At 58.0% G+C, this 23,503-nt stretch carries 25 protein-coding genes; 12 read left to right on the top strand and 13 right to left on the bottom strand.

From position 1 onward, the window contains the following. The first annotated feature begins 5 nt into the window (after positions 1 to 5). Positions 6 to 839, top strand: a complete 834-nt coding sequence (locus tag C4S63_RS10055) for an SDR family oxidoreductase (protein ID WP_103917484.1) — start codon at positions 6 to 8, stop codon at positions 837 to 839. A gap of 122 nt (positions 840 to 961) precedes the next feature. Here the strand turns inward: C4S63_RS10055 and C4S63_RS10050 are convergent, their stop codons facing one another. After that, entirely contained in the window at positions 962 to 1,558 is a 597-nt protein-coding gene (locus tag C4S63_RS10050) for an ACP phosphodiesterase (protein WP_103917483.1), read from the bottom strand. A 48-nt stretch (positions 1,559 to 1,606) separates the two neighbouring features. After that, positions 1,607 to 1,945, bottom strand: a complete 339-nt coding sequence (locus C4S63_RS10045; protein WP_103917482.1) for a histidine triad nucleotide-binding protein — start codon at positions 1,943 to 1,945, stop codon at positions 1,607 to 1,609. 247 nt (positions 1,946 to 2,192) lie between these two features. On the opposite strand from C4S63_RS10045, the gene C4S63_RS10040 reads away from it, so the two are divergent. Beyond that, complete coding sequence (locus tag C4S63_RS10040) at positions 2,193 to 3,101, top strand: 6-carboxytetrahydropterin synthase (protein ID WP_062815831.1); 909 nt, start codon at positions 2,193 to 2,195, stop codon at positions 3,099 to 3,101. A gap of 333 nt (positions 3,102 to 3,434) precedes the next feature. On the opposite strand, the gene C4S63_RS10035 is transcribed toward C4S63_RS10040, so the two are convergent. After that, complete coding sequence (locus C4S63_RS10035) at positions 3,435 to 4,382, bottom strand: LysR family transcriptional regulator (protein ID WP_062815830.1); 948 nt, start codon at positions 4,380 to 4,382, stop codon at positions 3,435 to 3,437. 351 nt (positions 4,383 to 4,733) lie between these two features. Here C4S63_RS10035 and C4S63_RS10030 point away from each other — a divergent pair, with 351 nt between their 5' ends. Both C4S63_RS10030 and C4S63_RS10025 read left to right on the top strand, forming a co-directional pair. Further along, entirely contained in the window at positions 4,734 to 5,006 is a 273-nt protein-coding gene (locus C4S63_RS10030) for an Arc family DNA-binding protein (protein WP_062815829.1), read from the top strand. Between the two features lie 125 nt (positions 5,007 to 5,131). Next, the gene (locus C4S63_RS10025) at positions 5,132 to 6,361 is read left to right on the top strand and encodes a GGDEF domain-containing protein (protein WP_103917481.1); all 1,230 of its coding nucleotides are present in this window, start codon (positions 5,132 to 5,134) and stop codon (positions 6,359 to 6,361) included. A 158-nt stretch (positions 6,362 to 6,519) separates the two neighbouring features. Here the strand turns inward: C4S63_RS10025 and C4S63_RS10020 are convergent, their stop codons facing one another. Then, positions 6,520 to 7,335, bottom strand: a complete 816-nt coding sequence (locus tag C4S63_RS10020) for a M23 family metallopeptidase (protein WP_234999985.1) — start codon at positions 7,333 to 7,335, stop codon at positions 6,520 to 6,522. A gap of 200 nt (positions 7,336 to 7,535) precedes the next feature. Next, positions 7,536 to 9,107 carry an HD domain-containing phosphohydrolase gene (locus tag C4S63_RS10015; protein WP_103917479.1) on the bottom strand — a complete coding sequence of 524 codons (1,572 nt, stop codon included), beginning with the start codon at positions 9,105 to 9,107 and terminating at the stop codon, positions 7,536 to 7,538. A gap of 261 nt (positions 9,108 to 9,368) precedes the next feature. On the opposite strand from C4S63_RS10015, the gene thrS reads away from it, so the two are divergent. The 3 genes from thrS to cysS all read left to right on the top strand — a co-directional run bounded on the left by thrS (position 9,369) and on the right by cysS (position 13,198). Continuing rightward, positions 9,369 to 11,285 carry a threonine--tRNA ligase gene (gene thrS, locus C4S63_RS10010; RefSeq protein WP_103917478.1) on the top strand — a complete coding sequence of 639 codons (1,917 nt, stop codon included), beginning with the start codon at positions 9,369 to 9,371 and terminating at the stop codon, positions 11,283 to 11,285. Between the two features lie 105 nt (positions 11,286 to 11,390). Continuing rightward, positions 11,391 to 11,819, top strand: a complete 429-nt coding sequence (hisI, locus tag C4S63_RS10005) for a phosphoribosyl-AMP cyclohydrolase (RefSeq protein WP_062815824.1) — start codon at positions 11,391 to 11,393, stop codon at positions 11,817 to 11,819. Next, entirely contained in the window at positions 11,816 to 13,198 is a 1,383-nt protein-coding gene (gene cysS / locus C4S63_RS10000) for a cysteine--tRNA ligase (RefSeq protein ID WP_103917477.1), read from the top strand. The genes hisI and cysS overlap by 4 nt, the downstream gene beginning before the upstream one ends. 164 nt (positions 13,199 to 13,362) lie before the next feature. Here cysS and C4S63_RS09995 read toward each other — a convergent pair whose 3' ends face one another. Further along, entirely contained in the window at positions 13,363 to 14,022 is a 660-nt protein-coding gene (locus tag C4S63_RS09995; RefSeq protein ID WP_234999984.1) for a hypothetical protein, read from the bottom strand. Positions 14,023 to 14,285: 263 nt separating this feature from the next. On the opposite strand from C4S63_RS09995, the gene yidD reads away from it, so the two are divergent. From yidD to C4S63_RS09970, 5 genes are all read left to right on the top strand, one after another. Then, a complete protein-coding gene (yidD, locus tag C4S63_RS09990; RefSeq protein ID WP_082810771.1) occupies positions 14,286 to 14,561 on the top strand; it encodes a membrane protein insertion efficiency factor YidD in 276 nt (91 codons plus the stop codon). Continuing rightward, positions 14,558 to 14,863, top strand: a complete 306-nt coding sequence (locus C4S63_RS09985; RefSeq protein WP_062815820.1) for a hypothetical protein — start codon at positions 14,558 to 14,560, stop codon at positions 14,861 to 14,863. The genes yidD and C4S63_RS09985 overlap by 4 nt, the downstream gene beginning before the upstream one ends. A 146-nt stretch (positions 14,864 to 15,009) precedes the next feature. Then, entirely contained in the window at positions 15,010 to 17,076 is a 2,067-nt protein-coding gene (locus C4S63_RS09980; RefSeq protein WP_103917475.1) for a TonB-dependent receptor domain-containing protein, read from the top strand. Positions 17,077 to 17,154: 78 nt separating this feature from the next. Then, complete coding sequence (locus C4S63_RS09975) at positions 17,155 to 18,567, top strand: hypothetical protein (protein ID WP_103917474.1); 1,413 nt, start codon at positions 17,155 to 17,157, stop codon at positions 18,565 to 18,567. A 275-nt stretch (positions 18,568 to 18,842) separates the two neighbouring features. Next, entirely contained in the window at positions 18,843 to 19,361 is a 519-nt protein-coding gene (locus C4S63_RS09970) for an outer membrane beta-barrel protein (protein WP_062815817.1), read from the top strand. Positions 19,362 to 19,468: 107 nt separating this feature from the next. Here the strand turns inward: C4S63_RS09970 and C4S63_RS09965 are convergent, their stop codons facing one another. The 7 genes from C4S63_RS09965 to C4S63_RS09935 all read right to left on the bottom strand — a co-directional run bounded on the left by C4S63_RS09965 (position 19,469) and on the right by C4S63_RS09935 (position 23,075). Beyond that, positions 19,469 to 20,077: a PH domain-containing protein gene (locus C4S63_RS09965; RefSeq protein ID WP_062815816.1), complete on the bottom strand. Its 609-nt coding sequence runs from the start codon at positions 20,075 to 20,077 to the stop codon at positions 19,469 to 19,471. An 87-nt stretch (positions 20,078 to 20,164) separates the two neighbouring features. Continuing rightward, positions 20,165 to 20,530 carry a cupin domain-containing protein gene (locus C4S63_RS09960; protein ID WP_062816013.1) on the bottom strand — a complete coding sequence of 122 codons (366 nt, stop codon included), beginning with the start codon at positions 20,528 to 20,530 and terminating at the stop codon, positions 20,165 to 20,167. A gap of 103 nt (positions 20,531 to 20,633) precedes the next feature. Further along, the gene (locus C4S63_RS17645; RefSeq protein ID WP_082810770.1) at positions 20,634 to 20,942 is read right to left on the bottom strand and encodes a DUF3658 domain-containing protein; all 309 of its coding nucleotides are present in this window, start codon (positions 20,940 to 20,942) and stop codon (positions 20,634 to 20,636) included. A 70-nt stretch (positions 20,943 to 21,012) separates the two neighbouring features. After that, the gene (locus tag C4S63_RS09950) at positions 21,013 to 21,588 is read right to left on the bottom strand and encodes an FxLYD domain-containing protein (RefSeq protein ID WP_146063376.1); all 576 of its coding nucleotides are present in this window, start codon (positions 21,586 to 21,588) and stop codon (positions 21,013 to 21,015) included. A 21-nt stretch (positions 21,589 to 21,609) separates the two neighbouring features. Further along, positions 21,610 to 21,903 (bottom strand): hypothetical protein, encoded by a 294-nt coding sequence (locus C4S63_RS09945; RefSeq protein WP_062815814.1) that lies wholly within the window; start codon positions 21,901 to 21,903, stop codon positions 21,610 to 21,612. A 56-nt stretch (positions 21,904 to 21,959) separates the two neighbouring features. Next, positions 21,960 to 22,568 carry a hypothetical protein gene (locus C4S63_RS09940; RefSeq protein ID WP_146063375.1) on the bottom strand — a complete coding sequence of 203 codons (609 nt, stop codon included), beginning with the start codon at positions 22,566 to 22,568 and terminating at the stop codon, positions 21,960 to 21,962. A gap of 90 nt (positions 22,569 to 22,658) precedes the next feature. Next, positions 22,659 to 23,075, bottom strand: a complete 417-nt coding sequence (locus tag C4S63_RS09935) for a hypothetical protein (protein ID WP_062815812.1) — start codon at positions 23,073 to 23,075, stop codon at positions 22,659 to 22,661. Between the last annotated feature and the right edge of the window lie 428 nt (positions 23,076 to 23,503).

Genomic DNA, 23,503 nt, shown 5'->3' with positions numbered 1-23,503 from the left:
AAATCATGAGCAAGCGTGTCCTGATTACTGGCGGCAATTCCGGCATCGGCTACTGTACCGCCGAGCAACTGGTCGGCCGTGGCGCAGAAGTGTCACTGGCCTGCCGGGACCAGACCAAGGGCCAGGCTGCCATTGCTCGCATCAAGAATCGCCATCCTGACGCCAAGGTCCGGCTGTTCCCGCTGGATCTTTCCGATCTGGAGAATGTCCGCGACAACGCCGCGATGATATACCGCGAGCTGGGCGAGCTGGACGTGCTGATCAATAACGCCGGCGTCGTGCCCACTCAGCAGGAATTCACCCGCGAGGGTTATGAAATGCAGTTCGGGGTCAATTATCTGGCGCCGGTGCTGTTCACCCACCTGATGTTGCCGCTGCTGAAGAAAGGAAATCAGCCACGCATCCTGCACGTCGCCTCCGTGGCGCATTGGCTGGGACGGATCAACAAGAACACCTGGCGCGGCCGCAAGCCCTATCTGGTGATGGATGCCTATGGCCAGTCCAAGCTGGGCAACATCCTGTTCAGCAATGTGCTCGCCGAGCGCCTGCGGGATATCGGCATTACCAGTAATGCGCTGCACCCCGGCGGCGTGGACACGCCGATCTTCCGTCATGTGCCCAAAGCGGCCATGGCCCTGATCCGCCCCACCCTTACCACTCCGGAAAAGGCGGCGACCCTGCCGGTGAGCCTGGCGCTGGACCCGCAGTACGCTGACATCACCGGGGAATACTTCGCCAACCACAAACCGGCCCTGCGTTCGCCACGGGCACGCAACCAGAAGCTGGCGGAAGAGTTGTATTTCGACACCATGGCCGAGCTGGACCTGCCGACGCTGTGAGAATCTCACCACTGAGATAACGCCTTTCCCGCAGGAGCCATGCCGGCATGGCGGAAGGGGCTTCAGGTTCGCAGGAAGAACCTTGCAAGCAGAGGATCCTTTTCGCCATGCAAGCATAGCTCCTACAAAGAGAGCGATTCCTCCACCCGTGCGGCCTTGACCTCTTCCTGAAGCTCGGGGTAGAAATCCAGGAATCCCTGCTCCAGCGCCGCATAGCGAGGCGCGATTTCCTCGATGATGCCGGCGAAGCGGTTGGCAAAACGGATGCGCCCGGCAATCACATCCAGTGCCTGCCCCACCCGCGCCAGATCCCGGTATTGATTAAGCAGATCGTGTTCGATCAGCCGCTCCACCCTTTCACGCATGGCCGCATGCATCAGCGGCAGGCCGGATTGCAGATGCGCATAGTGACGGCGAATGGCGGCCTCCCGATCATGATGATAAAACGCCGCCCAGTGCTGCCAGAGAAAATGATCAAACAGCACATCCAGGGCCACGCCGGCAAAGCGGCGACGGTCCGGTGAAAAGGTGCGACGCTGGGCCTGCACCCAGGGATGGTGATCGGTAAACCGGTCCACCAGACGATGGTTGTCCAGGCCCCGACGGACCGGCGCACTGAGCCGGGAGCGTTCCACGCCATGCATGAAATCCCCCAGCACATTGCCGACTTTGGAGGGCACCGAGGGCTGGGCCAGGGAGAGATGCGCCAGGTAGTTCATGATCTGTCCTGAAATCCTTGCACCATCAGCAACCCGTCCAGGCATCCCTCAACCGGGAGGCCAGCTGAACGGACGCCCCCCCAACACATGCACATGCAGGTGAAATACGGTCTGGCTGGCACCGGCCCCGTTGTTCACGTTCAGGCGAAAATCTTCCAGCCCCTCCTGCCCGGCTACCTGGCTGGCCACCAGCAGCAGGTGGCCCAGCAACGCCTGATCCTCTACTTCTGCATCGGACAGCTTGGCAATCGGTTTCTTGGGGATCACCAGGAAGTGGGTGGGCGCCTGGGGATTGATATCCCGGAAAGCCAGACACTGGTCGTCTTCGAAAATGATATCGGCGGGAATCTCCCGGTCGATGATCTTGGAAAAGAGGGTTTCAGCCATGGTGGGTAACGCTCCGGATAGGCAGGAATGAACGATTTCTCCGGCACAAGGTGTGCCCCGGTTCACAGCTCGCACGCTAACTGCTCGTAAAATGCTCGCTGCGAGTGACGTGCACCTTAGCGGCAGACCAGAATAATGGCATTATAGCACCTGAATCCATGACGTCAGGCTCGCATGACGCGCCATGATGACGTCATGGACTCAGGAGACAGTCTGTCGAAACCCAACCTGATTCCACCGGAACCGCATGGCCACACTTTTTGTCGAAAATTTAACCGTCGCCGATTTCTCCTATCTGCATCCCAAGCGCGGCATGGTCGGTGAATCCTGGCTGGTCGATCTGGAACTCACCGGCGACCTGGATCATCAGGGCATGGTGTTCGACTTCGGCCATATCAAAAAACGCATCAAGCAGATCATCGACGACAGCGTGGATCATCGCCTGCTGGTGCCGGTGGATAGTGAACACGCTACCGTGAGTGAACGGGACAACAACACCAGCCTGGAGTGGCTTTACCGGGGTGGCACCATCCGCATGGTGGCGCCCAGCGAAAGCCTGCTGCTGATGAACGGCCCGGAAATTTCCAAGGCCAACCTGACCCTGTTCCTGATGGACCTGGTGCAGCAGGTGGTACCGGAAAATGTGGCGGAAGTGCACATCGTGTTGCGCGAGGAAGATACCGGCACGGCCCCCTTCTATCACTATTCCCATGGCCTGAAGAAACACGACGGCAACTGCCAGCGTATTGCCCATGGCCATCGCTCCGGCATCCACATTTTCGAAAATGGCCGCCGCAGCCGCTACTGGGAAAAACTCTGGGCGGACCGCTGGGAAGATATCTACCTGGGTACCGAAGAGGACCTGGAAGGCACCTACTACATCGACGAAATCCCCCACCACCGCTTTCGCTACGATGCGCCCCAGGGGCATTTCGAGCTGGTCATCCCTGAGGACCACTGCTATCTGGTGGACACCGACACCACCGTGGAACAGCTGGCCGCCCACATTGCCGAGCAGCTGGCCACCGAAGCCCCCGGCAAACACTTTCGCGTGCGGGCCTTTGAGGGCGTGGGCAAAGGCGCCATCGCCGAAGCCGGGGAAAACCTGCCCGGCAAGGCCCACAGTGGTTGGCTAAGTGGGGCGGCGGTGATTTGAGAAGCAACGGCTAGCTATGAGCTTCAAGCTGTAACGCGGGAAAGACTGCACCCGTAACCGCGCCCCAGAGGCTGTAGGAGCGTCGCTGGCGGCGCGATTGAATGTAGGAGCACCTCTTGCAGGTGCGAACCGAGCGTAGCGAGGCAACAGAGGATTGTCGTCAGCCGTTCTTTCTGCAATCTGACGCGCGCTGAAATGCCTGATCGCCCTACGGGCGATTTCCGCGCAAGCGCGGTTCGCTATGCAAGCATAGCTCCTACAAGCGGCTTCGTAGATATCTCAGCGCATGAGGAGCTTTTCAGGCTTGCCCTATCCCGGGAGCGTCGCTCGTAGCTACTCCTCCGCCAGAATACTTTCCGCCTCTTCCTGAATCAGCCGTCTCAACCAGCGATGGGCCACGTTGTGGTGCAGTAACGATGACCAGGCCATCTTCAGTTCGAACTGGGGAATATCAAAAGGCGGCTCCTTGATCAGCAGCCGTTCGTTCTGAGCCTGCATCCGCGCCACCCGGCTGGGGAGAGTGGCGACCAGGTCGTTGTTCATGGCCAGCAAGGCGGGCATCTGGTAGTGACGGGTAAAGATGCTGATCTTGCGGCTCTTGCCCAACTGCTCCAGGGCATGATCAATCCAGCCCAGGCCGCCGAGCTTTTCCGGATTCATGCCGAACCCCACCCCGAAACCGGTCTTCGAGACCCAGATATGTTGCGCAGACAGGTAACTGTCCAGATTGAAATCACCGGCAATGGGGTTATCCCGGTTCAGCAGACAGGAAAAGGAATCCTTCCACAGACTCACCTGGTGAAAGGAACCGGGAATCTCGTTGAACCGGTTCACCGCCATGTCCACCCGACCCTGCTCCATGTCCTGGTAGCTCACGTCCGAAGGGGTCAGGAAGTCCAGCACCACGTGCGGGGCTTCCGCACGCAGGCGCCGCACGATGTGGGGCACCAGGGTGGCCTCCGCATAATCGCTGGTCATGATGCGGAACACCCGACGGCTTTCCGAGGGCTGGAACACATCCTCCGGGGTGAACAGCTGCTCCGCCTGGGACAGGATCTGTCGCACCAACGGGCGCAGTTCCTGGGCACGTTCCGTGGCGGTCATGCCGTCACTGGTCCGAATCAGCAGGGGATCACCGAATAATTCCCGCAGTCGCTTGAGGGAATTGCTCATGGCGGGCTGGGTAATGCCCAGTTGTTCTGCCGCCCGGGTCACATTCTGCTCGCGCAGCAGCACATCCAGGTACTTGAGCAGGTTCAGGTCAGCCGCACCAATATTCATGATATGAATTGCCACCTAATAAAACATCACCGAAATGGATTCTATAGCGCGGCATGCGGGGTGTCACATGGCAACGCGTTAAGCCTCCAAAAGCAGACAATATCCGGGCAAATCCCGCCACGTCGTGAGGTCTGCGTGAAAACATTGCAATGTAAAAGCAATTTTTACCGTTTTCGGTGTTAACCGGGTCGCTGTTTGAGGCTTAATGGCAAGCTGCCAGTATCGCCTAAAGGCAAAAAAATGCGTAAGGTCTAATGCACTGTTAACGCTACACCCTGTCGTGTTGTCTGGAACAGCCGCCCTGTATATAGAGGCTGATTTATTGTTCGCAGGTGTGATTCAGAGGTTACTATGACAAGCAGCGCAACCACGCGAGCCGAGAAGTTCGTGGTTCGATTTCCCAATGGCATGCGGGCCAGTGTCGCGGAAACCGCCGGTCTCAGCCATCGAAGCATGAATGCGGAGATCATTGCCCGCTTGCAACACAGTCTCAGCAATTGGCCCGCCACCTTGCCCCATGGCGAACCGGCAATTCCTGACGGCCAGGAAGAAGCGTACCTGCTGGAACGTTTCCGGCGTCTGCCTGCCGGTAAGCGACAGGCACTTTTGGCTCTGCTGGACTGAATGCAAACCGCCTTCTGTCCTTACAATGTGCCGTTGGCCGCCTGTGATTTTTTTCCATAGCCGGCATACTCTATGATGAAACATGGCCGTCATCGACGCACGGACACAAAGGAGCCCTATCGGCCGTGACCGCCCCCCAGAGACATAACCCGCTCCCCACCGGCAGTGACATCAAACTGCCGTGGCACCTGCGTCTGCCAAAGCCGCTGGAAAAAGACTTTCGCCTCTATTTTCTGGCCAGTGTGTCAAAGGTCGCCCCCTGGGCGCTGGGCCTGGTCTCCACCCTGATTGCCACCGCCATGCTGATCGAGTCGTGGATCGGCACGGATGTGATCAGTAATTCCTGGCGGCCCCGACTCTTCACCTTGATGCTGGCCGGCGGCTGCGTGATTCTTGCCCGCAAACTCCAGTGGCGGGAATGGCTGCACCCGGCCACTCTGGCACTGGCGTTTGCCATCGCCCTGACTGGCAATTATCTGGGTGTACATGTGGATCACCCTCTTGCCTACACCTTCTTCCTGCATACGCCCCTGTCGATCATCATGATCTGCATCCTCGTGCGGGTGCCTTTCTACTCCGCCCTGCTCAGTTCCACCGTGATGATCGGCGCCATGGTCGCCACACTGCTGGCCAATCCGGAGCGGACCCCGTTCGAATCCATCACCCTGACCATGGTAACCCTGGCCTTTGCCAGCATGAGCCTGTTTGGCCAGTACGTGTATGAGCGGTTGCTGCGCCAGCACTTCCTCTCCGAGCACGTGCTTTACCAACACCGTAACGAGCTTCACTCCGCAAACCTGGTACTGGAAAACCAGGCCACCGTGGATGGCCTCACCGGCTGCATCAACCGGCGAGGCATGGAGTCCCGGCTCAATCACCTGTTCCACCTGCACAAGCAGGGCAATCCGGATGCCCCGGAACGCATCAGTCTTTTGCTGTTCGATATCGATTTTTTCAAACAGTACAACGATACCTACGGCCACCCGGCCGGGGACGAATGCCTGAAGAAAATATCCCATGTCCCCCTCTCGATGGTGCAGGCCGACACGGACTTTGTGGCCCGCTATGGTGGCGAGGAGTTCGTTATCATCCTTACCGATTCCAGCTTCAATGATGCCCTGGTGTTTGCGGAGCGGATGCGCAACCGGGTTGAACAACTGGGCCTGCCCCACAGCGGCTCCCGGGTCAGCCAGGTGGTCACCATCAGCGTGGGAGTCGCCTGCTCCGACCACGGCGCCAGCAATGGCGCCGAACTCCTGAAACAGGCTGACGAGGCCCTCTACCAGGCCAAAGGCGCTGGCCGTAACCGGGTGGCGATGACGAATAGTCAGGGATTGGTGGAGATGTTGAGTTAGTTGACAGTTGATAGTGGACAGTTGACAGCTACGCGGAACAGGTTGTCTGATTTTTAACGTGAAGAGGCCGCGCCCAAAACTTTTGAGCGCGGCCTCTTGGCTTTCGGTTATAGCAAGCACTCGCCGCGAGCTGTCAACTGTCCACTATCAACTGTCAACTATTGTTCCATCTCCCCCACCACCGTCACCGGATCCAGCTTCTCCTCGAACCAGTTCAATCGCCAGTCCAGGTGCGGCCCGGTCGCGCGACCGGAGGCGCCGACCTTGGCCACCGGCTCGCCCTGCTTGACCGCCTGCCCTTTTTCCACCAACACCTCGCTGAGGTGGATCATGGTGGAGGAAACCCCGTAGCCATGATCCAGGATCAGTGTGCCGCCGGAATAGTAATTATCGCCCTGCACCAGGGTCACCACCCCGTCCGCAGGAGCCACCACCACAGTGCCGGTGGGCCGGGCCACGTCCACACCATAGTGGGGCCGGCCCCGCTTGCCGTTGTAAACCCGCTGACTGCCATAGACACCACTGATACGGCCCGTGAGCGGCCACTGAAAATCACTGAGAAAGGCCAGCAGGGCAGAGTCCGTGTCCCGCGCCGTTTTGATTTCCGCCACCTCGCGACGAATCCGCTTGAGCACCGCTTCCGGTGGCGGCTCCACGGTACGCTGCGGCACCCCTTCGATACGCTGGATATCGTACTCACGCTTGCTGAGGATTACCGGCACTTGCTGTGCCTTGCCCTGCTTTTCCAGCGTCAACACTTGCTCAAGGTCGGCATCCCGGCCAAAACCAACGGCAAAGAATCCTTCCGGTGTGGTCCGTACCGCCCTGTCACCCAGTTTGACCGTCACCCCACTTGCCACCTGCCCACGCAACAGCGCCCCCTGGGTTCGCTGGCCTTCCAGAGAGAGCAGCCACTCGCTGGCGAGGGACACAGATGACAGCAGGCAGAGCAATACAGCAAGAGTAATACGCACAGGAAACCTCAAGAAAACATTCGGTCGTCTTTCCGCAGGCGCGTCGCTGGCGGCGCGATACATTCCGTCTCGAGTGACGAATGACGGGAAGCGACAATCAGCAGGCCCCACCGTTTTTCAGGTCTGCCTTTCGAAACTCGCTCCTCGCACTTCGCCGCTCTGGCTATCGCGCCGCCAGCGACGCTCCTACAGAAAACCCATCACAGAAAAGCACTGCCATCCTCCACATCCAGCTGCACCGGATCCAGATGTTTTGCGGCGTACTGACGCCACACCCCGGAGCGAATAAACAACCGGTACAGGTCCGGATCCAGGTGATCGTTGTCGCGCATTCGCTGCATGATGGCCAGGGCTTCGCTGAGCTTCAGCGGTGTCTTGTAGGGGCGCTCCTTGGCGGTAAGAGCCTCGAACACATCGGCGATGGCCATGATCCGCGCCGGGATCGACATCTGGTCACGGGTGAGCCCAAGTGGAAAACCGGTGCCATCCATTTTTTCATGGTGGCCGCCCGCATATTCCGGTACCTGGCGCAATTTGGGCGGAAACGGCAGTGACCCGAGCATGTCCAGGGTCACATCCATGTGGCCATTGATGATTTGCCGCTCTTCCGGAGTGAGCGTGCCCCGGGGGATACACAGGTTGTAAACCTCATCGTCGGTGAGCAGGGGCTTTTTCTGGCCCCAGGCATCGGTCCAGCGCCGCGCCGCGATGTCCCGCACCCGCTGCTGGTCCGCCTCGGCCATGGCTTCTCCGCCCCGATTGATGCGCTCCAGAAACGCCAGATCTTCCTTCAACTGACCGATTTCTGCTTCCATGCGTTCACGGCTGGCTGGCTCGTCGGCGGGATCCAGCAAACAGGCCTTTTCATAGCGAAACTGGATTTCCGCCCGCAGGGCGGCAAAGCGACTGGCCACCTCGTCGATACGGTCATGGAGGGTGTGCAGCTTGGTGGACTTGTCCAACACCGAATCCGGCGTGGCCAGCTTGCCGCAGTCGTGCAACCAGGCCGCCACATGCAATTCGTACCAGCCGTCCTCATCCAGGGAAAAGTCCGCAAAGTCCGCATTATCCTCACAGGCCGCCTGGGCCAGCATTTCGGTAATCACCGGCACCCGCTGACAGTGGGCACTGGTGTGCGGACTCTTGGCATCAATGGCCTGGGCCAGCACCTTGATAAAGGCATCCAGCAGCTCCTTCAGCTCCTGCACCTGGCTTAGATTGCTCAAGGCAATCCCCGCGTAGGTCAGCAGGGACTGGAAGATCAGATCGCTGTGTTTCCCCAGCCGGTGCAAACGGGCCGGTAGCGAGCGGTTATAGGCCAGCTGCAGCACCCCGATCACCATGCCCTCATGATTGCGCAGGGGCCACAGCCGCAAGCCGCCAGCATCCGGGGCCAGCGCATCCAGTAAATACCGGTCCTCCTCGCTGAGGGCGCTTTCCGACAGATCCACCGCCAGCGGCTTGCCGTCTTCATAACACTGTTCGGGCAAACCGCTTTTGCGCGCCATGGGACAGAACAGGCTGGCCTCCTCATGCAGGAACGCATCACCGGCCCGGCGACACAGGCAGCTCAACCCCGGCTCAGGCTTGCCATCTGCATACAGCCACACCCAGCCGGTATCCGCCTCACACAGGTACAGAGCCTCATCCAGCAATACCTGCAGCAGGCGCGGTACATCCCGCTGCTCGCTGAGATGTTGCGCCACCCGCAACATGCGCGGCAGCAGATTTTCGTCCGTCACCGATGTGGTGTCAGGCAAAAAGGAGTTCATGAGCTATCCCGCTCCCAATGGTCATCCATAGCAAAATCGTGTGTTTGCCCAGCAAGCATAGGCTGAGCCAGGATTTCAGGCAAAAAACGTCGCTTTCCTCTATTCCTTTCGACCCACGCCCATACCGCCGGTTCAGCAACAATGGGATATCGCCGCTCGCCGCCCCTCTGCCTTGGCATATTCCGCCAGCAGCGACTTGAACGAAACACCAACAGCCCCTACCATCTGCCGGTTCCGAGCCAATCTGGATTCCTACCTCTCATGAGTGTCAGCTATCAACTGCCCGACGGGGCAACCATGGCGTTTGATCAGCCGGCGTCCGCCCTGGACATCGCCGAGCGTATCAGCAAAAAACTCGCCAAACAGGCTCTTGCCGCCAAAGTGGATGGCAAGCTGATCGATGTTTATCTGCCCATCGAGGATGGCGCCACGGTAGAAATCATCACCCGCGACACCGACGACGGCCTGGAGTTGATCCGCCACGATGCGGCCCATGTCATGGCAGAGGCGGTGCAGGAGCTGTTCCCGGGAACCCAGGTCACCATTGGCCCGACCATCGAAAACGGCTTTTATTACGACTTCTACCGGGAAGATTCCTTCACCCCGGAAGACCTCAAATCGATCGAAAAACGCATGATGGAAATCGTGCGTCGCAACGAGGCAATTCGGCGTGAAGTCTGGGACCGGGACGAGGCCATCGACTTCTTCCTGAAAGCCGGCGAGGAATTCAAGGCGGAAATCATCCGCGACCTGCCCGCTGATCAGGAAGTGAGCCTCTACCGCCAGGGCGATTTCATCGACCTGTGCCGCGGCCCCCACCTGCCCAGCACCAGCAAGCTGGGCGACGGCTTCAAACTGATGAAAGTGGCCGGTGCCTACTGGCGCGGTGATGCCTCCAAGGCCCAGCTGCAGCGTATCTACGGTACCGCCTGGCGGGACAAGAAAGAACTCAACGCCTACCTCAAACAGCTTGAGGAAGCGGAAAAACGTGACCACCGCAAACTGGCCAAGGAAATGGGTCTGTTCCATATCCAGCAGGAAGCGGTGGGCAGCATGTTCTGGCACCCGAAAGGCTGGCGCATGCGCAAGAACCTGGAAAACTACATCCGCGGCAAGATGGAAAAAGGCGGCTACCAGGAAGTGGCCACCCCGCAGATGATGGACCGTATCCTCTGGGAAAAGTCCGGTCACTGGGACAAGTACGGCGATGACATGTTCACCGTCTGCACCCACGATCACCGGGAAATGGCGGTCAAGCCCATGAACTGCCCGGGCCACGTGCAGATCTTCAACCAGGGCATCAAGAGCTACCGGGACCTGCCCATTCGTCTCGGCGAGTTCACCACCCTGTTCCGTAACGAAGCCCACGGCGCCCTGCACGGCCTGATGCGCGCCCGCTCCTTCAGCCAGGACGATGCCCACATCTTCTGTACCGAAGGGCAGATCAACGAAGAAACCGCCGGGTTCATCACCATGCTGCGGGAGGTCTACAAGGACTTCGGCTTCGAGAGCTTCCGTATCAAATTCTCCGACCGCCCGGAAAAACGTGCCGGTGCCGACGAGACCTGGGACAAGGCCGAAGGCGCTTTACGCGATGCGGTGGAATCCCTGGGACTGGAATGCGAACTGAACCCGGGTGAAGGGGCCTTCTACGGCCCGAAACTGGAATTTGTTCTGCGCGACGCCATTGGCCGGGACTGGCAGTGCGGCACCCTGCAGGTGGACTTCGTGCTGCCCGAGCGTCTGGACGCGGAATACGTGGCCGAAGACGGCTCTCGCCAGCGTCCGGTGATGCTGCACCGTGCGGTACTGGGGTCCCTGGAACGCTTCCTGGGTATCCTGATCGAGTCCACCGCCGGGCACCTGCCCCTGTGGTTGGCACCGGTACCGGTAGCGATCTGCACCATCACCAATGCGGCAGATGACTACGCCCGCAGTGTGAAGGAAAAGCTGGAAGCCGCCGGCATCCCGGCAGAACTGGACCTGCGTAACGAAAAGATCGGCTTCAAGGTACGCGAGCATTCCCGCGCCAAGGTGCCGCAGATCTGGGTCATCGGTGAGAAAGAAGCGGACGAGCAACTGGTGGCCATCCGGACCCTGGGCTCCCAGGCCACCGACACGACTAGCCTGGACGCCGCCATCACCGCCCTGGCCAACGCGACTCGCCTGCCGATCTGAGGCCAAGAAACACCGTTGGAGCCTTGCTCGCAAGGCGAATAGAGGGTAACCCCCCTCGCTTTGCAAGCAAAGCTCCAACGGCCGCATTCAGCCCCCGGAGGCGTCATGTTCAAAGACAACGAACAACAGCCCGAAGGTTTCCAGGTGCCGCTACAAGAGGCCCTGGATAATCTGAAGCTCACCGACGACGGCCTGATCGCCGCCATCGCCCAGCAGCATGACACCGGCGAAGTGCTGATGATGGCCTGGATGAACCGGGAAGCCCTTGAAGAAACCCTGGCCACCGGTCGGGTCTGCTATTTTTCCCGCTCCCGAAAAACGCTCTGGCGCAAAGGCGAATCCTCCGGCCAGGTGCAGATACTGAAAGAACTGCGCATTGATTGCGACGCGGACACCGTGCTGGTGAAAGTGGACCAGACCGGCCCCGCTTGCCACACCGGCCGCCGCGACTGCTTCTACTGGAAAGCCGACGCCGACAGCGTCACCATCGACAAGACGCCGATCATCGATCCGAAAGAGCTTTACAAAAAATGAGCCTGAAACTGCACAACACCCTGACCGGGCAGAAGGACGACTTCATTCCGCTGGATCCCAACCGCATCACCCTCTACGTGTGCGGCCCCACGGTCTATAACTTCGTCCATATCGGCAATGCCCGCCCGGTGGTGGTGTTTGATGTGCTGTACCGGCTGTTGCAGCGCCTCTACCCGGAGGTGGCGTATGCCCGCAACATCACTGATATTGATGACAAGATCATCAAGGCCGCGGCGGAAAATGGCGAAGACATTGGTGCCCTCACCGAACGCTTCACGGCCGCCTTCGCCGAAGACATGGCGTCTTTGAATGCGAAAACCCCGAGCATCATTCCCAAGGCCACCGACCACATCAGCGAAATGATCGCCATGATCGAGACCCTGGTGAAAAAGGGTCACGCCTACGAGGCTAACGGCCAGGTGCTGTTTGCGGTGGAATCCATGCCCGACTACGGCAAGCTCTCCGGTCGCAAACTGGAAGACATGCTTGCCGGAGCGCGGGTGGAAGTGGCCGACTACAAGCGCCACCCCGGTGATTTCATCCTCTGGAAGCCATCTACCGATGACCAACCCGGCTGGGAGTCCCCCTGGGGCCGTGGCCGTCCCGGCTGGCACATCGAATGCTCCGCCATGATCCACAAGCACCTGGGTGACGTGATCGACATCCACGGTGGCGGCCAGGATCTGATCTTCCCGCACCACGAGAACGAGATCGCCCAGGGCTGCTGCGCCCACGGCACCGACTACGTGCGCTACTGGATGCACAACGGTTATATCAACATCGACGGCGAAAAGATGTCCAAGTCCCTGGGCAATTTCCGTCTGGTCCGTGATCTGCTCACCCAGTACCACGGCGAAATCCTGCGTTTCGCGCTCATTTCCAGCCATTATCGGTCACCACTGAACTTCTCCGCTGACCTGCTGGAGAATGCGGAGAAGGGGCTGGATACGCTCTACTACGCCCTGCTCGGCCGTGGCGAAACCGTGGAGCCGGAGGCCGGCTACCAATTGCCGGACAACCACCCGGTGCTGGCAGCCCTCAAGGATGACCTGAACACCTCCGAAGCGGTCAGCGCCCTGCACGCCATTGCCGGCGAGCTGAACAAGGCCGAGCTGGCCGACAAACCGGCCCTGAAAGCCGAACTGCTGGCCGCCGCCGACTTGCTGGGCCTGCTCACCGAGGACCCCACCGCCTGGTTCCAGAACAAGAACGCGGGCGAAGACGGGCTGAGCAACGAGGAAATCGATGCCCTGGTGGCTGAGCGCACCCAGGCGAAGAAAGACAAGAACTTCGCCCGCGCCGACGAGATCCGCCAGCAACTCACCGACGCCGGTATCCAGCTGGAAGACACCCGCGAAGGCACCCGCTGGAGTCGATAGAGAATAGCTACAAGCTTCAAGCCACAACACGGTGGAAGGTTTCCATGATCTAAAACGCAAGAAGCCGCGCCCATACTATGGGCGCGGCTTCTTGCGTTGAAAAACACTTAACCTAGGGGTCGCGTTGTAGCTTGTAGCTTGTGGCTTGTGGCTTGTGGCTCACATCACAGCTTCAGCGCTTCCATCCCCGGCAACCCTGGCAAATCCTCCCGGGTGGCATTGGCAAATCGCGGCTTCTCCAGCTGATCTTTCAACCCTGCCAGCGTCACCCGGGGCGCCTTGGTGGACACCAGATTCGCCAGCCAGACCGGCACATTGCCCCCCGGATCCACGAAGGTCTCGAATTTCACCCGTACCCAGCCATCCGTCAGCGGCGTAATCACAAACTGGTTATCCAGGGCCGGGATGCGCACGAAGCCCGGCTGCTTGTCCTTGACGCCCTCGGCGTTCTCACTGTGCAGATGAATCTCGCCATCAGCGGTCTGGGTCAGTGTATTGACCAGCACCACATCCCGGTCCGCCACCGGCCAGATCCCGTTGAAACGCATATGGATGCGCTCTTTTTCCGTAATACTGAGGCGCTCTGCCCCCTGACTCTGGAAGATCCACTCCGGGAAGGTGTCCACCGCCGTGATCACCGCCAGTACCGAGGTGGCGCTGGCCTGTAATTCCACCACGCCCTTGAAAGCCTTCACCGGACTGTCGGAGACCTCGCGCACATAGGTAGTCACGTCACCCCGCTGCGAACCCTCATGGTTCAGCTCCCAATCCGCCGCCCAGGATGGGGCCGTCAACATCAACAACGTCAGAACAATGGCTCTCACAACACACTCCTCACAATCATGTCCGTGGCGCAGTATGCACCCGGCTTGCCGCCAGACAAGGGCATGCTCACAAATTGGCACAACCGGCCAAGGCGCCCCGTAGGAGCCCATGCTTGCATGGCGAACCGGTGTGGGGAGGTTCGCCATGCAAGCATGGGCTCCTACAAGGACAGAATCAGCCTGCTCCCGCATCAAGGTAGCATCCGCCACCGGATTGGCCGTATCATGCCCCGTTGAGTTGACACCACACAGGTCTTGATACCGTGAAATCGCTTCTGCTCGGTATGCTCTGGTTATACCAGAAGCTGCTGAGCCCCTGGATCGGCAACCAATGCCGCTTCTACCCCACCTGCTCGGAATATGCCCGACAGGCGGTGGAAGTCCATGGCAGCCTGCGCGGCAGCGCGTTGGCAGCGAAGCGTTTGTGCAAGTGCCACCCCTGGCATCCCGGTGGTTTTGACTATGTGCCGGGCACCGAGCCCGGTCAGGAACAGCACCGCTGCAGAAAGCACAGCGCCCCGGGGGAGAACGCATCATGATGCCAGCTCGCCACGGCCTGTCGCTGTCACTGATTCTGGCGCTGTTCTGCGCCCAGCTACTCTTTGCCTGGCACGCACCCGCCCACATCGATGCCCAGCCCCACGATTCCCACACGGAGCTGCTGGCCGCTGCGGATTGCCAGATCTGTACCCACGGCCAGGGCATGCTCGCCCTGCCCAACCACTATGTTCACGTCGTTTCCCTGCACGCCGAACCGGCCCCAGCCCCTGTGGCTGCCCCGGTACGACGCACCCTTGAACACCTTTCCTACCCCCCACGCGGCCCACCCGCCTCTGCTTGATACCGTTTGTTCAATCCGACAGCCCGCGCACGCTTCAACGTGATGATCCTGCGTGCATAACGCTGTCGGACACCCGTTCCGGACCGCGACACCAGGACCCTTGAATCCAGCGTCGCGGCCGCTCAAACGTGAAGACAGAGGTTTCTATGAATTCTCGACGCCACACCCTGGCCGGGTGCGTCGCCGTGGCGCTGGCTACATCGCTGGCCCCAACGGTCGTTCAGGCCGACAGCTCCGATTCTTCCACCGCCAATGAACTGGAAACGGTGAACGTCTCGGCCCTGCCTTTGGGCAGCGGCAGCCCCAGCACCCCGTACTCGGTGATGGATCAGCAAACCCTCACCCAGAAAAACGCCGCCACCCTGGGCGAAACCCTGAACAATCAGCCCGGTGTGCACAGCGATACCTTCGGTGGCGGCGCCAGCCGGCCGGTGATCCGCGGCCAGAGCGGCCCACGCGTGGGCGTACTCAACGACGGCTCTGCGGTGCTGGATGCGTCCAAGATCTCCCCGGACCACACCGTCACCGTGGATCCCATGCTGGCCCGCCAGATCGAAGTCCTGCGCGGCCCGTCCACCCTGCTCTACGGCAGCGGTGCCAGTGGCGGCGTCGTGAATGTGCTGGACAGCCGTATTCCCACCGAACGCCCGCGTGAGGACGTGGAAGGCTTCGTAGGCGCCCGCGCCAACACCGTGGCCGATGAAAACGCCACCGCCGCCGGCATCACCTTCTCCGCCACCGACCATCTGGTGTTTCGGGTGGAAGGCAGCCGCCGGGACGCGGATGATTACGAAGTGGACGGCTTCGACCGCCTCACCGTGCCCGGCACCTACGCGGAAAGCGACAACAGCAGCATTGGCGCCTCCTGGATCGGTGACCAGGGCTTCTTCGGCATGGCCTACAGCTACCGTCGTGACAACTACGGCCTGCCCGGCCACAGCCACGAGTTCGAGGAATGTGGTGTCAGCGGCACCAGCCTGGACTGCCCGGATGAAGAGCACGACCACGAACATGGCGAGCACGACGCCCCCTTCGTGGACCTGGCCAGCCGCCGCGTGGACGCCCGGGGGGAATACCGCAACCCCATGGACGGCATCACTGCCATCCGCTTTCGCGGCAATCACACCGAATACCGCCACCATGAAATCGAGGAAGGCGAGATCGGCACCACCTTCCGCAACCGGGGCGGCGACGCCCGACTGGAAGTGGAACATGCTCCCATCGGTGACTGGCGCGGCGTGGTCGGCATGCAGTACACCGACTTTGACTTCAGCTCCCTGGGCGGAGAATCCTTCGTGCCGAAAACCGAAAGCCGGGCCCTGGCCCTGTTTGCGGTGGAAGAGTACCGGCTCAACGACCAATGGCGTTTCGAACTGGGCGCCCGCCAGGAGCGTCAGCGACTGCGCCCGGAAGACCGTCCCGGCGAAGCGCTACCGGATCTGAAGCAGGACAGCACCTCCCTGTCCGCCGCCGCCAACTGGGCCTTCGTGCCGGGTTATGAGCTGGTACTGTCCGTGGGCCACGCCGAGCGCGCCCCCAGCGCCCAGGAGCTGTATGCCGAAGGGGTGCACCTGGCCACCAACACCTACGAGTGCGGTCTTCTCAGTGCCTGCGGTGGCGGCCAACGAGACCTGGACGACGAGGTCAGCCTCAACGCCAACCTGAACCTGCGCAAGACCCAGGGCGACTGGCTGTTTGATCTGGGCGTGTTCGAGAACCGCATCAATAACTACATCTACGCCCGCACCCTGGACCAGATCGAAGATTTCCGCCTGATCAAGTACAGCCAGCGGGATGCCACCTTCACCGGTGCCGAAGCCTCAGTAAGCTACTACGGCGTCGACCCCATCGGCATTACCGTATTCGGCGACATGGTACGCGCCACCTTCGATGACGGCGGTTATCTGCCACGCATCCCCGCCAAGCGGCTGGGTACCCGGCTCAACACCTACGTGGGCCATTTCGATGCGGAGCTGGAGTACTACCGCACCTTCGCCCAGGACCAGATCACCGGTTTCGAGGAACGTACCGATTCCTTCGACATGGCCAACGTCACCGTCAGCTACCGGCTGCGCGGCGACCAGCGCTACACCTTTTTCGTGCGCGGCAACAACCTGCTCGGTGAGGAAGTGTTCAACCACACCTCCTTCCTGGCCAGCACCGTGCCGGAACCGGGCCGCAACCTGACCGTGGGCACCCGTATCGAGTTTTGACGCCTGGATCGTTAAGTGAAAACGACATACCCCGGCGCCATTATTCCGCCGGGGTCGCGAACCGAATTGGAGAACACCATGCAACGCTTCAAACACGCAGCCAAGCGGGGTCCGGCCCTGCTGACCTGTCTGCTGGCCGCCCTGCTACTGGCCGGCTGTGAAAACGAAACCGGCAGCACCCCGCTGGGCGGCGGTGAAGACGCCCATGACCATGATCACGACCATGATCACGGTGACCACCCGGGCCGCCTGGTCATTGCCTCCAGCGATGGCGCCGGCGATCAGCTCTATATGTATGATCTGGAAGAGCAAGCCCTGCTTCCCGGCTCCCTGTCGCTGAATAGCGCCCCAAGCGCTCTGTACACCAGCCCCGGCAAGCGATTTGTCCTGGCCCCCCAGCGCAGCGCCAACCAGGTGCAGATCCTGGACGGCGGCCTCTATGTCCATGACGATCATGTGCATGAAGACGCCCCCTCAATGGCTGGCACCCTGAACGGGCCCGCCCCCACCCACTATCGGGTCCACGGCGAACAGGCGGCTCTGTTTTACGATGGCGATGCCGGCAACGCCATCATGGCCAGAGTAGAACTGCTCACGGATGCGTCCCTGGAAAATGGTGGCAGTGTGGCCAGCCAGACCCTGGACAGTGCCCACCACGGCGTCGCCGAACCCCGTGGTGACATTCTGCTGGCGACCTACCGCACCGCAGCCAACGGCCTGCCGGAAAAGGTGGACATCTATCACCAGCATAACGATCACTATCACCGGGAAGACACCGTCAACCTGGACTGCCCGGGCCTGCACGGCGCCGGCTCCAATGAAGACTATTCCGTGTTCGGCTGCAGTGACGGCATCCTTATCGTCCACCAGGACGGCGAGACCTTCACCGCCCAACACGTGGACAACGCCACCCTGGGCCTGACTGGCAGCGAGCGGGTCGGCAGCTTTGACAGCCACCATGAGTTGCCTCACTTCGTGGCCTATGCGGGCGACCGGATTCTCATCATCCATCCGGAAGATGGCGATGCCGAAGAGCTGGACTGGACGGAAGGGGCCGACGTTTCCCTGGACAACCACAGTCTCGATCCCCATGGCGAACACCTGGTTCTGCTGGATGACGCTGGCGACCTGCGCATCTTCGACACCGCGGACTGGAGCGAACATGCCCATGTGGAAGACGCTGTCGACCCCAGCACCGCTCCTGCGGCCTCTGGCCACGGCAGCCGGATCGCCATGGCCGTCGCGGGGGAGCCCGCCCACGTCTTCCTGGCCGATCCCGGGAATGACGCCATCGTTGTGGTGCATCTGGAAGAAGGCGAACTGGAAGATCCTCTGCCCCTGACGTTTTCACCCGGCAAACTGGCCTGGGTAGGCCTGGCGGGCGAACCCGCCCATGGCGATGATGAACACGACCATGATCACGACCACGAGGGTGAAGACCATGACCATGATCACGAGGATGAAGAGCACGATCATGACCACGAGCATTAATCCCTGGTCCAACCCGGCAATCTTTCAGGAGGGATAACGCTCCTGTTTGCCGGTCTACGGCGGATAAAGGCAAACACGTCTTTACCGCCGTAGCGCCCTTCACAACACCGCGGGGTCATCCCATTGCGGCCCGCAGCAAACAATCTGCCTGCAGGCGCCCCTTTGCGGGCAGGCTCCTGCGGCGCCTTCCTGATCCCCCGGTCGCCCTACCGCCTTCTTTTCACTACAATCCGTTTCATTACTTCGTCATACACATGACTCAAGCGGGAGATACCATGAAAAAAGTACTGCTAGCCGCGACCCTGGCCCTGCCCATGTTTGCCCAGGCCAGCGGCTACGCCGGGCTGGATATCGTCAGCAGCAAGATCGAGCCGGACAACACCAGTGCCTCCGCCAAACCGGAAGTGCTGCAATTCAAATTCGGCACCTGGATCAACCGCGACGAGACCCTGGGTGGCGAACTGCGCCTGGGCCTGGGTATCGGTGAGGACGAACTGAGCAACAACGTGGACGTGGAGGTCGATCGCTCCTACGGCGCCTTCTTCCGCGGCCAGTTCCCCAACACCCTGCCGGTCCGCCCCTACGGCCTGATCGGCGTGTCCTACATCGAAACCACCGCCAACTTCCCCGGCGGCGGCTCCGACGGCGAAAACTACAAGGACCTGTCCCTGGGCCTGGGCGCCGACATCACCATCACCAACCAGATCTTCCTCAGCGTGGAATACCTGCGCGCGGTGGATCGCAGTGGCGATGAAGTGTCGAATCTTGGGTTCGGGATTAACGGGCGGTTCTGAAGTCTGTTGATCACTGAAGGCTGAACGAGAAACGCCCACCGGAAGGTGGGCGTTTTGGTTTGGGGTGACTTGAGGCGCTCTTTTGAGTGTCCATTAAAGCAGGGGAACTACAACGAAGATAAGACCTTTTGCTTTGCTGCATTAAATTCTTCGTCTGAAAGTGCTCCCATAGAATGAAGTTTTGCCAACTTCTCCAATTTATCTAATCCTGATTCCTCAGATAATTGCTGGGGCTGTGCAGTGGGAGTGCTTTTCTTATCCGCAATTTCTTTAAGCCACTTGTTCGCTAGATCAGCAACAACTCTTACTGTTGCCTTTTGGCAGTTATCTATAGTGAGCAACCGGCTACCCAAGTCAATCATTACCTTACCAAGAACCCAACCTTGAGATGCGGAAACAGCTTGAACTCGATCATGTCGAATGCTTTGGGTGTCAACAGAACTAGTAAGCATGGCAGCATCAAGAAACAGAAACCTGTCACTTGTTAGCACCACGAGCCAAGTGTTTGCACCAAAATCAAATGAATTGGAAGTTTCTGATTGCTCCATAACCCCCGATGTGAGCGCAAAAACGACCTCGTCAGGCTCTAAATACTCTGGCAGTACTTTCAATTCCTTTTTTGTGCCAAATGAATCAAGACCAACATTATTCAACTTGCAGAGTGACTTCCAGTCTTGCGACTTCGTGTATTCGGCGTATTTGTTGTAGTTTTCCATTATTTCCTCACATATGGATTTTGGCTGACACCTAAAAAAATGGCGCAGCCTATTGCGTCTGAGTGCCCCGACTTGATACTAGTATTTTTAAACCCAAATATCGTTTTCTGCGGTAAGAGTGCCACCAGATTCACCCGTGTTAACAACACCTTTAGGCTCCACAAGCAAAACCTGAACAAGGCCTTTGGCGAAAGGCCTATGCTTAACCCCTTTTGGAATTACATACATCTCTCCGGGATTTAACGTGACCGACCCATCACGAAATTCAATAACAAGCTCACCTTCAATCACGAAAAACATCTCATCGGTATCGGGGTGATCATGCCAGACAAACTCCCCCTCGCCTTTTGCGAGCTTGAACTGGTAGTTATTCATTTCAGCTATTACACAAGGAGACCAGAGCTCATCGAAAAGAGCCAGTTTATCTTTTATATTGATCGGATCGTAATTCATGCTTCCCTTCAAGATAACTCCAGAGCTCAGGGGCGTTTGATGCGATGCCCGTTTTTGCGGAAGCAAAAGCGGGGGAACTACAAGGTCGGCCTGCTGCTTCTTGTTATGTTTCTTCAGTGCTACGCCGCACTTCACAATAGCGCATGCGACCAAGAAACCCCTGATGCTCCATAATACCTTGCTCGACGAAACCCCAAACTCTCTGTGCATAGTAAACGTCAGGGACTCCCGCTATTCGCTCTGGCATTTGATACATAGCATCGGCGACTACTTTTGCAACCTTTCTCCAGTGCCCACTTACACATGACAAGATACAAGCATCGATCTCGCTTACTTCCTTTTGAGTGAGACCGGCAATCAGATCTATCTGCTCCTGGGTCGGCTCTGAATCTGGCGCCCCTTCATCGAACATCCTGCTCTACCCCGAAAATATAACGCCTAGCACAGCCGCCGAAGGTCGGCCTGCTGCTACTTGTTACACATTACCGAACGTACCGAGCATCAGTTATTTTTAGCTCATATTTTTTATAATCACGTAGTTTGAATTGTGAGCATGCCCCACAGGACAACTTAAAATTTAACACCTGACCAGGAGCTATCGTTTCGCTTACGATCTCCGTACACTCATCAATAAAGTCACCACTCTCATTGAACAACTCAGCCTTCACGCTCACATAAGACCACTTCGCATCTCCGCGATTCTCGACCTTACCAAGCAACGTAAACTCACCAGGCTCAATACGTTCTTTAGTTACCTCAACATCCAATTTTGCAGTTTCATCGAAATCACGAAACATCAAACGCCGCTCTTCTTGTCGAGCTAGCTCTCTTTCTTTCCGCTTCTGCTCTTTAGCTTCTAGGTTAGAATCCACATAGGAGAATGCTAATGATCCTAGAAGCAAAGAAGCAATTACGAACCCGACACCATAAAGAAATCCTGAACCAATTTTCGCAAACACATATTTTATGAAATTCACCACTCCCCCTTTTGATTGTGTAACGCCCCAAGCAGGGGCATATTTTGCGCTTTGAGCGCAGCGATGCAAAATTTGTCCCAATGCCTTGGCTTGTTAGATTTTTCATGGATTGTCGAATGGCTCTATGACGATAAGGGCTACGATTCCCAAGTACGGAACCGTAACTACAAGACTCCCAACCGCCAACACCTTTTCTTTAAGCGAGCTCGAAGCCTCCCTACTAAGTGACCATAACGCCAGGATAGAGGCAACTGCGGATAGAGCAGCTAAAACCAGCACCGTTGCAATAATCAGCTGTTCAAAACCCGGCACTAGACGACTAAAAAACTTAATAAGCAGCAGCACGACCGATACGACCGTTGCAGCGACCACCATGTAGAAACGTGACACACTCATAAGCAATCTAACGCTGCGAGCAGCGGCGCGGTTTCCGCGTCCGCTGCCTTGCCTGGTTAGGCGTCCGTAGTCGAAATTTCACTTTTCAGCTGTTGGATCAGCTCGTTATATTGGGCAGACAGAATCAAGAACCTCGCTCTTTCTTCATCTGTTACCCGAGGCTCCCAACCTATTACTACCCCATCGTTATCATCCCACTGATTTCTTACTGCGACCATCTCTTGAGTATGATAGGTCCAGTCAACTTCGTATCTATTTCCGAGAAGCACTGAGGTTATATCTTCACAGTATTTTCTAACTCTTTCGCTGCCATGCAGCTCGAGTAACTTAAAATGCCGAGTCAACGAATAGAACAGCTTGTCATATTCTGTAGAACGAGAGATCTCGAAAAGCTTGTCCTCTACGGATTGGATGGAGCCGTCGGTAGTAATGTTACTCGCCATCTGATCAAGAGATATAACTTTAAAAACTAGCGAGGATGGTTCAGAAATACTCTCATCCAAGAATTTCTCGTAAGCAGAGACCTTTCTTTCATATTCCATCTGCCGGATTATCTGTTCGGTTTGATATGGTGCTGTCAAATAAATGCCTGCAGTCGATGCTGCACCCGAAAGAATTGCGGTTAGAAACACAAGAATGTAATGATGCTTAGCACCTAAATTCAATTTTAAACTCTCTTATTCTTGAAATCGCTGCCGAAGTGGGGCGAGGACGCTTAACGCTGCGCTCTGCCGCTCGTCGGCAGCAGCGCCTTGTTATGCGTCTCCTTCAATCTCGCGAAGACGCTTCTTTATTAATCCAGTTTTATCGTCGTATCCCTTTCTGCGGTACGAGGAAGCATCCTCAACTGCAGCAAGCCAGCACCGAAGAAAATGACGCTCATCCTGGATGGATATGCTACCCAGCGCCCAATCCGAGCTAAATTTCTGTTCTAATTCCCGCGCTTTTAGCCAATGCTCATTGCACTCTTGGCACAAAGCAGGAAGCCAGCCAGGAAATTTACCTTTTTCTTCGAAGGTTTCTTTTTGCTCCTTGGGCGCAAAAACGAATGAACGCTCGCACCTTAAACACTTACAGCGAATTCCCTCGTAGTAATCAGCGCCGTCATCGTAATGGCCACTATATGTCGACTTCTTCCACTTAGTCCTGTCTATAGGAACCAGCTTGATCAATTAATCCACCCTTCCTTCTATTCGCATAACGCCGCGCTTTGCGGCTGGTTTGGAGCGCAGCGGAAAACCAGTCCGACAACAGCGCCTTGTTACATGCTGAACAGATCATTCCACATTACCAGAACGATGATTAGTAGCCCCGAATAACTCGCCGCGTGCGCTTGCCAAATGAACTTATTGATGGAAAAGCTTGGATTAAAATCTGCCTTACGCCAATACCATTTGTAAAATGCCTTTTCACAAAACACGGTGAGTAGAAAGGTTACGAGTAGCCAAGCCAATGAAATATACCCCAGATATTTAATATGCGGAGCACTGTCATATATCCATGTACCTAGGGAAGGTCTGAATAACTCGCTTTTTTCGCTTTTACGATCCTCAACAGGCATCTGCCATCGAATTCAGGCCACAATTCACTCTTGAGTGTC

The organism is Alcanivorax sp. DSM 26293, assembly GCF_900107995.1.
Taxonomy (GTDB): Bacteria; Pseudomonadota; Gammaproteobacteria; order Pseudomonadales; family Alcanivoracaceae; genus Alcanivorax.
This window is presented reverse-complemented; position numbering and strand designations above follow the sequence as displayed.

Excerpts from the sequence above, each read along its gene's own strand:
- C4S63_RS10045 (WP_103917482.1), bottom strand. The coding sequence starts at position 1,945 with ATGGCTGAAACCCTCTTTTCCAAGATCATCGACCGGGAGATTCCCGCC.
- C4S63_RS09975 (WP_103917474.1), top strand. The coding sequence starts at position 17,155 with ATGCAACGCTTCAAACACGCAGCCAAGCGGGGTCCGGCCCTGCTGACC.
- C4S63_RS09980 (WP_103917475.1), top strand. The coding sequence starts at position 15,010 with ATGAATTCTCGACGCCACACCCTGGCCGGGTGCGTCGCCGTGGCGCTG.
- C4S63_RS09945 (WP_062815814.1), bottom strand. The coding sequence starts at position 21,903 with ATGAGTGTGTCACGTTTCTACATGGTGGTCGCTGCAACGGTCGTATCG.
- thrS (WP_103917478.1), top strand. The coding sequence starts at position 9,369 with ATGAGTGTCAGCTATCAACTGCCCGACGGGGCAACCATGGCGTTTGAT.
- C4S63_RS09960 (WP_062816013.1), bottom strand. The coding sequence starts at position 20,530 with ATGAATTACGATCCGATCAATATAAAAGATAAACTGGCTCTTTTCGAT.
- C4S63_RS17645 (WP_082810770.1), bottom strand. The coding sequence starts at position 20,942 with ATGTTCGATGAAGGGGCGCCAGATTCAGAGCCGACCCAGGAGCAGATA.
- C4S63_RS10030 (WP_062815829.1), top strand. The coding sequence starts at position 4,734 with ATGACAAGCAGCGCAACCACGCGAGCCGAGAAGTTCGTGGTTCGATTT.
- C4S63_RS10015 (WP_103917479.1), bottom strand. The coding sequence starts at position 9,107 with ATGAACTCCTTTTTGCCTGACACCACATCGGTGACGGACGAAAATCTG.
- C4S63_RS10035 (WP_062815830.1), bottom strand. The coding sequence starts at position 4,382 with ATGAATATTGGTGCGGCTGACCTGAACCTGCTCAAGTACCTGGATGTG.
- C4S63_RS10050 (WP_103917483.1), bottom strand. The coding sequence starts at position 1,558 with ATGAACTACCTGGCGCATCTCTCCCTGGCCCAGCCCTCGGTGCCCTCC.
- C4S63_RS10055 (WP_103917484.1), top strand. The coding sequence starts at position 6 with ATGAGCAAGCGTGTCCTGATTACTGGCGGCAATTCCGGCATCGGCTAC.
- hisI (WP_062815824.1), top strand. The coding sequence starts at position 11,391 with ATGTTCAAAGACAACGAACAACAGCCCGAAGGTTTCCAGGTGCCGCTA.
- C4S63_RS09985 (WP_062815820.1), top strand. The coding sequence starts at position 14,558 with ATGATGCCAGCTCGCCACGGCCTGTCGCTGTCACTGATTCTGGCGCTG.
- C4S63_RS09965 (WP_062815816.1), bottom strand. The coding sequence starts at position 20,077 with ATGGAAAACTACAACAAATACGCCGAATACACGAAGTCGCAAGACTGG.
- C4S63_RS09970 (WP_062815817.1), top strand. The coding sequence starts at position 18,843 with ATGAAAAAAGTACTGCTAGCCGCGACCCTGGCCCTGCCCATGTTTGCC.
- C4S63_RS10040 (WP_062815831.1), top strand. The coding sequence starts at position 2,193 with ATGGCCACACTTTTTGTCGAAAATTTAACCGTCGCCGATTTCTCCTAT.
- cysS (WP_103917477.1), top strand. The coding sequence starts at position 11,816 with ATGAGCCTGAAACTGCACAACACCCTGACCGGGCAGAAGGACGACTTC.